The organism is Streptomyces sp. NBC_00513, assembly GCF_041431415.1.
Taxonomy (GTDB): Bacteria; Actinomycetota; Actinomycetes; order Streptomycetales; family Streptomycetaceae; genus Streptomyces.
This window is the reverse complement of sequence record NZ_CP107845.1, coordinates 5597669-5609919: the sequence shown is the minus strand read 5'-3', so window position 1 is coordinate 5609919 and position 12251 is coordinate 5597669. Positions and strand designations below refer to the sequence as shown.

The 12251-nt window shown below is 75.3% G+C and carries 8 protein-coding genes; 3 read left to right on the top strand and 5 right to left on the bottom strand.

The window, feature by feature from the left end:
* The first annotated feature begins 119 nt into the window (after nt 1–119).
* The 3 genes from eccE (at nt 120) to OHA84_RS25975 (ending at nt 4851) form a co-directional block, all read left to right on the top strand.
* Nucleotides 120–1391, top strand: a complete 1272-nt coding sequence (eccE, locus tag OHA84_RS25985; protein ID WP_266969553.1) for a type VII secretion protein EccE — start codon at nt 120–122, stop codon at nt 1389–1391.
* Nucleotides 1388–2104 carry a hypothetical protein gene (locus OHA84_RS25980; RefSeq protein WP_266950219.1) on the top strand — a complete coding sequence of 239 codons (717 nt, stop codon included), beginning with the start codon at nt 1388–1390 and terminating at the stop codon, nt 2102–2104. The genes eccE and OHA84_RS25980 overlap by 4 nt, the downstream gene beginning before the upstream one ends.
* Before the next feature lie 254 nt (nt 2105–2358).
* A complete protein-coding gene (locus tag OHA84_RS25975; protein ID WP_266969555.1) occupies nt 2359–4851 on the top strand; it encodes an SCO5717 family growth-regulating ATPase in 2493 nt (830 codons plus the stop codon).
* A gap of 101 nt (nt 4852–4952) precedes the next feature.
* Here OHA84_RS25975 and OHA84_RS25970 read toward each other — a convergent pair whose 3' ends face one another.
* The 5 genes from OHA84_RS25970 to OHA84_RS25950 form a co-directional block, all read right to left on the bottom strand.
* Nucleotides 4953–5909, bottom strand: a complete 957-nt coding sequence (locus OHA84_RS25970; RefSeq protein WP_266969556.1) for a bifunctional riboflavin kinase/FAD synthetase — start codon at nt 5907–5909, stop codon at nt 4953–4955.
* 162 nt (nt 5910–6071) lie between these two features.
* Nucleotides 6072–10055 carry a serine protease gene (locus OHA84_RS25965; RefSeq protein ID WP_266969558.1) on the bottom strand — a complete coding sequence of 1328 codons (3984 nt, stop codon included), beginning with the start codon at nt 10053–10055 and terminating at the stop codon, nt 6072–6074.
* Nucleotides 10056–10445: 390 nt separating this feature from the next.
* Nucleotides 10446–11354 (bottom strand): tRNA pseudouridine(55) synthase TruB, encoded by a 909-nt coding sequence (truB, locus tag OHA84_RS25960; protein ID WP_053675258.1) that lies wholly within the window; start codon nt 11352–11354, stop codon nt 10446–10448.
* A complete protein-coding gene (rbfA, locus tag OHA84_RS25955; RefSeq protein ID WP_053675256.1) occupies nt 11351–11800 on the bottom strand; it encodes a 30S ribosome-binding factor RbfA in 450 nt (149 codons plus the stop codon). The genes truB and rbfA overlap by 4 nt, the downstream gene beginning before the upstream one ends.
* A 27-nt stretch (nt 11801–11827) precedes the next feature.
* Entirely contained in the window at nt 11828–12121 is a 294-nt protein-coding gene (locus OHA84_RS25950) for a DUF503 domain-containing protein (protein ID WP_266969561.1), read from the bottom strand.
* Nucleotides 12122–12251: the final 130 nt, after the last annotated feature.

Here is a 12251-nt window from a genome sequence, read left to right as displayed (position 1 = left end):
CGCCTTGCGGAATCAGGGCCTGTCGGGGCGGATCGAGGGGATTTCCGGAGTCGGGCGGCGAGGGCCGCACGGCACCGGACGTACGGGGTCCGACCCCGGGATGGGGAGGTGCGCGAGTGATGGCCACCGCGACGCAGTCGCAGACGGCCCCGGCCGCACCCGCGGGCGACGGGGTGACACCGCATCCGAGGTCGGGTCCGGGGCGGTTCGGTCCGTTCCGATTGCAACAGCTCGTTCTGCTCCAGGTCGCCGCGGCGGCGCTGTTGGTGGCGTGGGTGGTGGAATCGCTGCTGCTGATGCCGGCCGGCGCACTCGCGTCGGTCCTGGTGGTGCTCGCGGTCGTGCGCCGGCGCCGGCGGTCCCTGCCGGAGTGGCTCGCCGGCTCCCTCGCGCTGCGGGCCCGCCGGGGACGGGCCGCCGCCTTCGCCGTGCCGGCCGGGACCGAACCGGGACTGGCCCCGCTGGTCGAGGCCGATCCGGCGTTGCGGACCCTGACGTTCGGGGGCCGTGACCGGCGGCCGGTGGGAATGGTGGGCGACGGGACGTTCCTGACCGCGGTCGTGCAGGTGGACACGGACGCCACCGCGCTGCGGCCGGACCGGGGCGCGCGACCGCTGCCGCTCGGTCTCGTACGGGACATCCTCGAAGTGGACGGGATCCGCCTGGAGTCCGCGCAGTTGGTGCAACACACCCAACCGGCGCCGGCGCCACACCTGCCGGACCGGTCGATGGCCGCGCTCAACTACGCCCCGCTGCAGGCCCGCACCGGCACGCCCGCGGTGCGATTGACGTGGGTCGCGCTGAAACTCGACCCGGAGCTGTGCCCCGAGGCCGTCACCGCGCGCGGCGGTGGGCTCGGCGGCGCCCAGCGGTGTCTGGTGCGGGCCGCCGACCAGTTGGCGAGCCGGCTGACGGGGGCCGGTTTCCGTGCCACGGTGCTGACGGAGCAGGAACTGACGGGCGCGCTGGCGACGTCCTCGTGCGCGAACCCGATGGCGATCACCCAGGCGGGCCGGTCGGCCGGGTCGGGTCGGCGTACGGAGGAGACCTCGCGGACCTGGCGCTGCGACGACCGCCGGCACACCACCTACTGGATCGGCCGCTGGCCGCGACTGGGCGGTTCCGGGGCGGCGCTCCCCCAGTTCGTGGCGTTGCTGACCTCCCTGCCGGCCCTGGCGACGAACTTCAGCCTCACGATGGCCCCCGCCGGGCGACAGGGCGTCACGTTGACCGGGCACGTACGGGTGACGGGGCGCAGTGACGAGGAACTCGTCGCCGCCCGGCGCGAACTGGAGCGGACGGCGCGGGGGGTGCGGGCCGACCTCGTACGACTGGACCGGGAACAGGTGCCGGGGCTGCTGGCCTCGCTGCCGCTGGGAGGCGCGCGATGAGGGGTACGGGTGCCCTGCGGGGCGGCTTCGGGCTGGCCGGCCCGCGCCGGGAACGGCACGTGCTGCCGGCGGCGGAGCTGGACCTGCTGGCGCTCCCCGTCGGGGACGACGGGGTCGTCATCGGGGTGGACGCTGAGGGCAACCCGGCGGTGCTGGGCGTCAACCGTCCCACCCCGTACGAGGTGACGCTGATCGGCGGTCTCTGGACGGCGCAGGTGCTGGCGCTGCGCGCGGCGGCCACCGGGGCGCGGGTCGCGGTGGAGACCGGGCGCGGGCCGGCGTGGTCCGGGCTGGCGCGGGCCGCCGGGGGCGGGCAGCAGTGTGTGACCCTCCACGAGGTGGGCCGGGTCCCGCCGCAGGGCGCGTCCGCGGGCAGCCCCGTCCTGGTGATCCGGGACTGCGGGATGAGACCCCCGCGCGGCCGGGTCGTGGCGGGGCCGTGGCAGTCGGTGCTGACCCTGCTGCCCTACTTGAGCCCGACGGCGCCCCGGCTGCTGCGGAACTCCTCGGTGGTGGGCGTGCAGCGGGTCTCTCCCGACGAGGCGGAGCAGATCGGGCACCTGATGGGGTTGCCGGCCGCGGCGGTGGACTCGCTGCCGACGCTGGGTGACGGGGTCACGCTGTGGTGTACGCCGCAGGACCGCACGTTCGTGATGACGCAGGGCACGGACACGGAGATCGGGCTGCTGGGTCCGGCGCGGCGGATCGACTGATCCGGCGCGGCGCGAAGTGCGTGGAACGGGCCGCGGGTGGCGTGCCACGGCCGTCCGGGGCTCTCCCCGGACGGGGTGAGCGGGTGCCGATCACGTTTGCTCGGCGCCCGGCCGGCCTGTAGGGAGGGACGTGGTGCGCCCCCGGTCCGCGGGCCCCCGCCGCGGCGGGCCGCGCGAGGGGGCGCCATTAGGCTGAGTGAGGGCGCGGCGTCGAGGTGGGCGCCTGTGCGGTGTTCGACAAACCAGGAGGACCAGTGAGCGGCGATCGGAACGAGAGGCGCGGCGGGACGTGGGACGTCCCGACGGACGATCAGTCCGACGCGGAGCCCGAGGTGACGGGCGAGTTCACCATCGACTACACCCCGCCGGCCTGGTACACGCAGGGTGCGCCGTCGGCTCCGGCGACGCCGGTGCCGGGGCTGCCGGAGGGCAGCGGGTTCGAACCCCACCGCCCGTCGGACGTGGTCTCGCCCTCCACTATGCGGATCGCACCGCCCGCGCCACGGCGCCCGGCCGACGAGCAGGGCGTTCCCGCCGCGTTCACGACGCGGGCCGAACCGACGCCCGAGCCGGCGTCTCCCGAGCCGCCCCGCGTCGACGCGGCGCCGTCGCAGGAGCCCCCGACGCACGAGCCCCGGGCTTCCGCTCCGGCACATCCCGTTCCGGCGGCTTCGTACCCGAAGCCGGGCGAGGCGTCCGTTCCGGCGGTCGCGCCCCAGCCGGCGCCCGCGTACCCGGACCTCCCCGCCGCGCCGGTCGCGGAACCGGTCGAGCCGGTTGCGCAGACCCCGGCGCCGATTCCCCCGTACGCGGGACCCGCCGAACCGGTGGCCCCGCCCGCGTTCGAGGCGGCGCCGGTCGAGCCCACCCCCGCGGCCTCGGCGCCCGAGCCGGCTCCGGTCGCCCCGCCCGCGACGGTGACCCCGCCCGCGACGCCCGCGGTGACGCCGGAACCCCCGGCGCCGCCGTTCGCCGGTCCCGCGCCGGAGGCTCCCGCGCCGGAGCCGTACCAGGGCGCCGCGTCCGCACCGGCTCCGGTACCCGCGCCGGTCGAGGCGCCCGAACCGGCGCCGGTCGAGCAGGCGGTGTCCGCCTGGCCGGCCGAGCAGGCGGTGTCCGCCGCGCCCGCCGACGCCGTGTCCCCGCCTCCGGTCGCCGCTCCGGTCGCCGCGCCCGCCGACGCCGTTGCGCCGGCCGCGCCCTACCGGGACCCCGCTCCGCAGGCCCCCTTCGCGGCGCCCGCACCCGGACCGTACGCCCCGCCGCCCGTCACCCCCGCGGAGGCGCCGGCGCCCGTCGCGGAGAACCCCTACGGGGGACCCGGTGGGGCGCTTCCGCCGCAGCCCGCCTTCGGCACGCCCGGTGCCCCGCAGGGCTACGGCTTCCCGCCCTCCCCCGCCGACCGGCAGCCGCCGCCCCCGGCCCCGCCCGAGGGGTACGGCTTCCCTCCCCCCGCGCCCGCTCCGGCCCCCGCGCCCGCTCCGGCTCAGCAGCAACCCCAACAGCCGCAGCCGCAGCCGCAGCCGCCCTACGGTGACCCCCGTTCGGGCGCGCAGTGGCCGAGCGGCCCCCAGCAGCCCTCGTACCCGTCCGGCCAGGCCGGCGGGGGCGCGCCGCTCGGCTACACCGCCGCCGTCGAGTTGTCCTCCGACCGTCTGTTGCGGGCGAAGCAGAAGCCCAAGCCGACCCGTTCGGGCTTCCGGTTCGGCGGCAAGGCGGCCGAGGCCGAGCGCCTGCGCAAGCTGGAGCTCATCCGTACGCCGGTCATGTCGTGCTACCGGATCGCCGTCATCAGCCTCAAGGGTGGCGTCGGCAAGACCACGACGACCACCGCGCTCGGCGCGACGCTCGCCACCGAGCGCCAGGACAAGATCCTGGCCATCGACGCGAACCCCGACGCCGGCACCCTCGGCCGGCGGGTGCGCCGCGAGACGGGTGCGACGATCCGGGACCTCGTCCAGGCGATCCCGTACCTGAACTCGTACATGGACATCCGGCGGTTCACCTCGCAGGCCCCTTCCGGCCTGGAGATCATCGCGAACGACGTGGACCCCGCGGTCTCGACGACCTTCAACGACGAGGACTACCGGCGTGTCATCGAGACGGTGGGGCGCCAGTACCCGATCGTCCTGACCGACTCGGGCACCGGGCTCCTGTACTCCGCCATGCGCGGTGTCCTCGACCTGGCCGATCAGCTGATCATCATCTCGACACCGTCCGTGGACGGCGCCAGCAGCGCGAGCACCACGCTCGACTGGCTCTCCGCCCACGGCTACGCCGATCTCGTGTCCCGCTCCCTCACCGTCATCTCGGGGGTCCGCGAGACCAGCAAGATGATCAAGATCGAGGACATCGTCCAGCACTTCGAGACCCGTTGCCGGGGCGTGGTCGTGGTGCCCTTCGACGAGCACCTCGCGGCCGGCGCGGAGGTGGACCTCGACCTGATGCGGCCGAAGACGCGCGAGGCGTACTTCAACCTCTCCGCGCTGGTCGCCGAGGACTTCGTCCGCGCGCAGCAGCAGGCCCCGCAGAACCACTGGGGCGCCCCGCAGGCCGCCCCGGCCCCGCAGGCTCCGGGGCCGTACCAGCAGCAGGGGCCCTACCAGCAGCAGCCGCCCGCCCCGCAGCCGTACGACCGGGCGTACCCGCAGCCCGGTCAACCCTGGCAGCAGCCCGGGCCGTCCGGGCAACAACCGCCGCAGCCGCCGCAGCCCGGTGGTCCGCCGCGCGACCCCCGGCTCGGCTAGACGCCGGCCCTGGAGCGGGCTCGGGCGCACCGGGCGGTGACACGAAGGGCCCGTACCGTCCTGGGACGGTACGGGCCCTCACGTCATGCGTGCGGTGGGGTTCAGCGCTCCGCGTCGTAGGCGTCGGTCAGCACACGCGCCCGCTTCACGTCGTCGGCGATGGCCTCCAACAGCCCGTCCAGCGACTCGAACCTGGCCATGCCCCGCACGTACGCGAGGAAGTCCACGGCCACGTGCATCCCGTACAGGTCCAGCCCGATCCGGTCGATCGCGTACGCCTCGACGGTCCGCTCGGTGGCGTCGAACTGCACGTTCGTCCCCACCGAGATCGCCGCGGGCATCCGCTCGCCGTCCGCCGTCAGCCAGCCCGCGTACACCCCGTCCGCGGGGATCGCGGTGTGCGGCTGGGTCTCGACGTTGGCCGTCGGGTAGCCGAGTTCGCGGCCGCGCTGCGCGCCGCGCACCACGACGCCCTCGACCCGGTGCGGGCGGCCGAGGATCTCGGCCGCGCCGTCCATGTCGCCCTCGGCGACGAGCCGGCGCGCCAGCGTCGAGGAGAACGGCACCCCGCCGCCCGCCTCACCGCGTTCCACGAGGTCCACGACCTCGACCTCGTAGTCGTACGTGGCGCCCAGCTCGCGCAGGAAGTCGACGTTCCCGGCGGCCTTGTGGCCGAAGCGGAAGTTCGGTCCCTCGATGACCGCGCGGGCCTGCAACTTGTCGACCAGCACCTTCACGATGAAGTCGGCCGGGGACAGCTGCGAGAACTCCGCCGTGAACGGCAGGATCAACAGCGCGTCCACCCCGAGACCGGACATCAACTCGGCGCGTCGGTCGTAGGGCGCCAGGATCGGCGGGTGGCTGCCGGGCCGCACGACCTCGCTCGGGTGCGGGCTGAAGGTGACGACGACCGACGGGAGGCCCAGTTCCCCGGCCTTGGCGACGGCACGCCCGATGATCAGCTGATGCCCCCGGTGCACACCGTCGTAGGAGCCGATGGTGACGACGCTGCGTCCCCAGTCCTGGGGGATGTCCTCCAAGCCACGCCAGCGCTGCACTGTGACCGCTCCTCGCCCGAACCCGTATGGTCCCTGTCCTGATGCCGATTGCAGGTCTAAGACTGCCATGCCGCCGGCCGGGGGTCCGCATCGGCATCGGGCCGGCTCCGCCCCGCACGACGTGATGCCGGGCGCGGGATGACGACGGGAGCCGGCCCCGCCTCACGTGATGCCGGGAGCGGTCCTGCTCAGCGTCTCGACCGTACGTCTGGCACCCGGCCCGAGCAGCGCCGCGGCCTCGACCCCCGATTCGCCCAGCCAGCGCGCGACGAGACTCCCGAAGACCGGATCGGCGCGGGCGAGCTCCACCGTCCGGTGCTCGAACACCGCCGGGCCCCCCGGCACCCCCAACAGCCGGCGGCCGGTGCGCCGCAGCAACTCGCGGGTGCGTTCCTCCGGCCGCGCGCCGACCCAGGCGGCGAGCGCCCCGAGGAAGGCGTCGAGCACCACCGGGTCGCTCTCCTCCCGCAGCAGTACGTCGGCCAGGTCGCCCCGGAGTACGCGGGAGCCCTCCCCGCCGGGCGCGGCCAGCACCCGGGCCAGGGCGACCCGGACCCCCGTCGGGGCGGTCCGCAGCAGGTCGAGGACGAGCGGGCGGAGCACGGGCGTCGCGGTCAGGCCCTGGTCGAGGCGCCGGTCCACGAACACGGCCGCGTGCGGGGCGTCCTCGGGGTGCCGTGCGAGGTGCTCCCGTACGAGGTCACCCGCGCGGCGGGCGAGTCCCGGCGTGGTGAGAGCGGCCAGGGCGCGCACCACCTCCCCGTCGGCGCGGGCCCGCAGGGCGGCGAAGACGGCGTCCGGGTCGGGGAGCACGGGCAGCGCCGCGACCAACGCCGACGCGGGAAGCCGGGCACCGCCCTCGGGATCGCGGAAGCAGGCGAGGGCGTCGGGCAGGTACCGGGCCCGCACCTGGGGGTCGCGGAGCAGCATCCCGAGGGCGCTGCCGTGCAGGGTCGCGTCGGCCGGGCGGGCCAGCAGCGCCTGCGCCGCGCGGCGCAGCAGTTCGCGGTCGGCGGGGGCGCGCACGTGCGGGGCGGTGGTCAGTCCGTACGCGGCGGCGGCGACCCGGCGGCCGGGCCGTTCGTCGTGGGCCCAGCGGTCGACGGCCCGGCACAGGGCGGATGGCTCGTCCTCGGCGAGTACGGCGAGCAGTTCGTCGGCACGCGGATGGGCGGCGGCGACCAGTGCCTCCGCGAGATCGTCGACGGCGAGGGCGCGGTGGGTGTGCAACAGGGCCTGGGCGGCGGTGGCGACGGTGGCTCCGGGGCGTCCGCGCAACCGGCGTTCGTCGGTCAGCCAGACGCAGAGCAGCGGCTGGACGAGCCGCGGGTCGCGGGCGAGCCGTCGGGCCGCGGCCTCCAGGTAGCGGTGGTCGCAGGGCAGCAGCCGGCGCAGCAGGTCGAGGCGGTCGGACTCGGACAGCCGGAGCCGGTTCCAGAACCAGCCCTCGAAGTCGCCGGGGCCGGTGCGGGCCACGTGTTCGGCGAGGGCGTGCAGGACGGGCAGGTACGGCGTGGCGTCGGGGACCCGCAGCAGGCTCTCGCGGAGCAGGCGGGCCGCCCACCAGATCCGTTCGGCCCGGCAGCCCTCGCCGGGCGCGGGCCGCTCGCGCTCCCCCTGCGCCGGCCCTTCCGGTTGCGGCTCCGGTTGTTGCTCCGGTTGCCGGTCCGCTTCGGCTTCTGCTTCGGCTTCGGCGAAGGAGTTCAGGGCTTCCACCAGCCGGGTCAGCATGCCCCGGATCTCGGTCGGCGAAAGCCTGAGCAGCGCCTCCAGGACGGTGCCGACGCGGTGGCGGGGCACGGGCGGGCCCGTCGTGGCGGGGCCGAGGTGCACCAGGGCGTCCAGAGCGGTCGGGACGTCGAGGTGTCCGGCCTGGAGCCAGTCGGACAGTTCCTCGTGGGCGAAGCGGTAGCCGTTCCCGGCGGGGACCAGCAGGCCTTCGGCGAGTACGGCCGAGGCCCAGCCGGTCCGCCAGGGGAACAGTTCCTCGAAGGCGGCCCGGTCCAGCTCGCCCTGCCCCGGCCCGAGGCAGCGGCGGGCGGCCTCGTGCACCCGTCCGGCGACCCGGGCGGCGAGCCGCCGCACGCCGGGCCCGTGCACGCCCGGCCCGTGCGCGCCGCGGCCGTGGTGACCGTGGCTCCGTGCCCCGGGGGCGCCCCCCTCCCGCGCGTCCGGGGCCGCACCGCACACCGAGCCGGTCAGGGCCGACACCCCGTCAGCGCCCGCAGTGTCGGGGCCGGACAGGGCCCCCGCCCCGCGGAGCCGGGACCCGGCCGCACCGAGCCCGCCGAACCAGCCGGGTCCCGCTCCCCCGGTCCCGCCGGTACCCGGGGGTGTCGCCGGGGCGCCGCCCTGGCCCGGCTCCGACGGGCCGGCGCCCGAGGCCGCGATCCGCACGGCCACCCGCAGCGCCGACAGGTCGAGGTGCGCGGCGAAGACCTCGTCGCGGCCGGGCCGCCCGGCGGTGACCTCGGCGGCCCGGATGTCGGCGAGCAGGCGCAGGGTGAGGGGGTGCCCGGCGTCGGCTTCCCGCACCGCGTCGGCGGGGATGCCGAGACGGGCGCGGGCCGTCCGCGCCTCCTCGGGAGTCAGGTCGCCGACCGGCAGTGCGGGTGGCAGCCGTCGGGCCGGGCGGGCGGGGGTGTGGAGCGCCTCGGGCGGATAGAGGGCGCCGGCCCGCTCCCAGTACTCCGGCCGGGCGGCGACGACCAGCCGGGCACCGATGCCGTCGAGCCATCGGGCGGTGGCCTCGGCCCAGGGCGCCTGTCGTGGGGCCTGCCCCGGGGGCGTCTCCTCCGGGGCGTCGAGGACCACGAGCAGCGCGCACCCGGCGTCGGCGGCCAGCCGTGCGATCCGCTCGGCGGTACTCGTGGCTCCGGGGGCCGCGCCGGGCTCCGGAACCGGTCCGGTCACGGCCGTCCCGGCACGACCGGCGGGGCCCGGGAGCCCGGAGAGTCCCGGGAGCGGTTCGACGGTGCCCACGGCGCTCGCCCGGTCGCGGCGACCGGCGTCGGCGAACGGGGCGAGGGTCGAGAGGGCCGCGAACGGACCGAGACCCGCGGCCGAGCCGAACCCCCGCGCCGTCGCGGCGGACACGGCCGCCCCGGCGCCGGCCATCGCGGCGGACTCCGGGGACGTCACATGTGCCGTCCCCACCTCCGTCCCCACCTCCGCCTCGGGTTCCGTCCGTGCCTCCGCACCGGCGGTGACGATCCGCCGCGCCGCGGCCAGCGCCCGCGCCACGGCGTCGGCCAACGAGGAGTCGGCGGGGCGCAGATCGGCCCCGCGCAGCCAGAGCGTGGGCGCCGGCCGGGCCCCGCGGGCGCGGTGCGCGGTCAGGACGGCCAGCGCCGTGGTCCGGCCGGTACCGGGGGCGCCGACCAGCCCGAGGACGGACCGGTCCGAGGCGGTGAAGGCGGCCAGTTCGGCGGCGATCTCGGGGCGTTCGACGGGTTCCGGCCCGTCGGCGGTGAGCGCCGGGGGCAGCGTGGTCCCGGTGAGTTCCAGCGCACCGGCCAGGTTCAGGTCGGCGCCGTGTCCGGGCACGGTGGCGGCGTTCCGTTCCAGCAGGGCGGCCAGCGGGCCGCCCGGGTCGGCCTCGGCCGCCGCGCGCAGGGGGATCGCGAAGCCCGCGGAGCGGTGCTCGGCGTGCAGAGCGGTGCCCACCACCGCGAGCACCGCTCCGGTCTCGGCGTCGAGCACCGGCCCCCCGCAGGCTTCCCCGCCCAGCTCCAGGGCGTCCCGGCCGGCCGTGCCGATCGCCAGCTCCACCGTGGCGGGCAGGACGTGGAACCGGTCGGTCGCGGTGTACGTGACCTCCGCGCCGGCCGCGAGCACGCGCGCCTGTCGCCACCCCCGCGCGGGGATCCGTACGTACGTCCCGGGAGTGATCACCGAGCGCGCCCCGATCGGCAGGGGACGCAGCCCCAGCCCGTCGGTGCGTACGAGGGCGAGCGCGAGCCACGGCAGGGGGGTCACGTCCCCCGCCTCGGCCAGCCACGTGCGTTCCCCGGGGCCGTGCAGCACCACCCGGGCCAGGCCGTCCACGGCCTCGTGGCTGGTGATCACCGTGCCGCGATCGTCCGCGACGAAGCCGCTGCCCCGCACCCGCCCGGCGAGATCGCAGATCCTGACGAGCTCCGTCATTGCCGCACCACTCCCCCGCCGTACCCGTGTTCATGACGTTAGGCAGGTGAAGATCAGCGGGAAAAGCACGCGAGGCGAAAGCGCCCCCTTACGCTCCCTCCATTCACTCCGAGCGCCTGCTCGGACGGGTGAATAAAGCACTCCGGGTGGATAGAGAGCTACCCGAGGGGGGTCGTGGAGCGGCGAGCGGCGGTCCTTGTGCGCTCGCCGCTCCACGACAAACACGCGCGACCCGGAAACCCGCTCCGACCGGGCCGCCCGCCGGACACCACGGACGAACGGTCGCGACAGACGAACGGTCGCGACAGACGAAAGGCCCGGCCCGCCGTGCGGCCCCAAGGGCCGTACGAACGCACCGGGCCGAACCACCCGTCAGGCGAACACCGTCCGTCAGACGAACACCGCGAGCGACTTCGCCTTGCCGCCCTTGCTCTCCACGAGCCCGAGCAGCTGATCCTGCGGACCGTAGACGGCGACCGTCTTCCCGTCCTCGTACTCCTCCGGCATCTCGATCCGCACGCCGTTGGCGAGCAGACCGGCACGCCGGGCGTCCAGGTCCCACCGCGGGAAGGCCGCGGCAGCGGCCTCGCCGATCGGCATGACGGTCAGTTCCTCCTGGAGCTGGTCGAGCGTCCGCGCCCGGTCGAGCTTGTACGGGCCCACCCGGGTGCGCCGGAGCGCCGTCAGGTGGCCGCCGACGCCGAGATCGGCGCCCAGGTCGCGGGCGAGGGCCCGGATGTACGTGCCGCTGGAGCAGACGACGGAGACGACGAGGTCGACGACCTTGGTGCCGTCCTCGGCCTCGGCGTCCCGCATGTCGTACACCTGGAAGGACGAGATGGTCACCGGTCGGGCCGGGATCTCGAAGTCCTCGCCGTCCCGGGCGCGCTTGTAGGAGCGGACGCCCTTGATCTTGATGGCACTGACCTTGGACGGGACCTGCATGATCTCGCCGGACAGCTTGGCGATGCCGGCGTCCACGGCCTCGCGGGTCACCCCGGACGCGTCGGCGGAGGAGATGATCTCGCCCTCGGCGTCGTCCGTGAGGGTGTCCTGCCCCAGCCTGATGGTGCCGAGGTACTCCTTCTCCGTCAGCGCGAGGTGGCCGAGGAGCTTGGTGGCCTTCTCGACGCCGAGGACGAGTACGCCCGTGGCCATCGGGTCGAGCGTGCCGGCGTGGCCCACGCGACGGGTCTTGGCGATCCCGCGCATCTTGGCGACCACGTCGTGCGAAGTGAAGCCGGACGGCTTGTCGACGATGACAAGGCCGTCCGGAGTCTTCCCTGCGTCGGTGCTCATTCCGCGGTTGCGTCCTCGTCGTCCTCGTCCGGCTTCTTGTACGGGTCGGCCTCGCCGGCGTACTTCGCGCCGGAGGAGACCTCGCGCACCTGGGCGTCGGAGGTCCGCGCCTTCTCGAGGAGGTCTTCGATGGTCTTGGCGTTCTCCGGGAGGGCGTCCGCCACGAAGGTCAGGGTGGGCGTGAACTTGGTTCCCGCCGCCCGACCGACCGCGGAGCGCAGTACGCCCTTGGCGCTTTCGAGGCCCGCCGCCGCACTGGCCCGGTCCTCGTCGTCGCCGTAGACCGTGTAGAAGACCGTGGCCTCCCGCAGGTCGCCGGTGACCCGGGTGTCCGTGATGGTCACGTGCGTACCGAGGCGGGGGTCCTTGACACCGCGCTGCAGCTTCTCGGCCACCACCTCCCGGATGAGGTCCGCCAGCTTCTTCGCCCGCGCATTGTCGGCCACTGGTCCGTCTCCTTCTTTGTCTTGCAGTCAGTCTTCATCACCGTGGAGCCGCCGTCGTACCGACAGCAGCTCCGCTTCAGGACGTGCCGCGACCAACCGCTCGCAGCGGTCCAGTACGTCCGACACGAACCCCGCGTCCCCACTCACCAGGGCGACCCCTATGAGGGCCCTGCGGTGCAGGTCCTGGTCGCCCACCTCTGCCGCGCTCACGGAGAACTTGCGTTGGAGCTCGGCGACGATGGGCCGGACGACGGAGCGTTTCTCCTTCAGCGAGTGAACGTCGCCGAGGAGCAGATCGAAGGACAGAGTCCCCACGTACATGCAGTTCCGGATGTCCCGCCGGTGCGGGTTCGGTGGCCTGCCGGCCTACGCGCGGCAGGATCACCAGAACCGTACACGCAACGGCCGGGGCCGATCGACGGATATTCCGCCGACCGGCCCCGGTGCTACT

Bases quoted from the DNA above. Each gene is read 5' to 3' on its own strand.
- eccE (WP_266969553.1), top strand. From the start codon at position 120: ATGGCCACCGCGACGCAGTCGCAGACGGCCCCGGCCGCACCCGCGGGC.
- OHA84_RS25980 (WP_266950219.1), top strand. From the start codon at position 1,388: ATGAGGGGTACGGGTGCCCTGCGGGGCGGCTTCGGGCTGGCCGGCCCG.
- OHA84_RS25965 (WP_266969558.1), bottom strand. From the start codon at position 10,055: ATGACGGAGCTCGTCAGGATCTGCGATCTCGCCGGGCGGGTGCGGGGC.
- truB (WP_053675258.1), bottom strand. From the start codon at position 11,354: ATGAGCACCGACGCAGGGAAGACTCCGGACGGCCTTGTCATCGTCGAC.
- OHA84_RS25950 (WP_266969561.1), bottom strand. From the start codon at position 12,121: ATGTACGTGGGGACTCTGTCCTTCGATCTGCTCCTCGGCGACGTTCAC.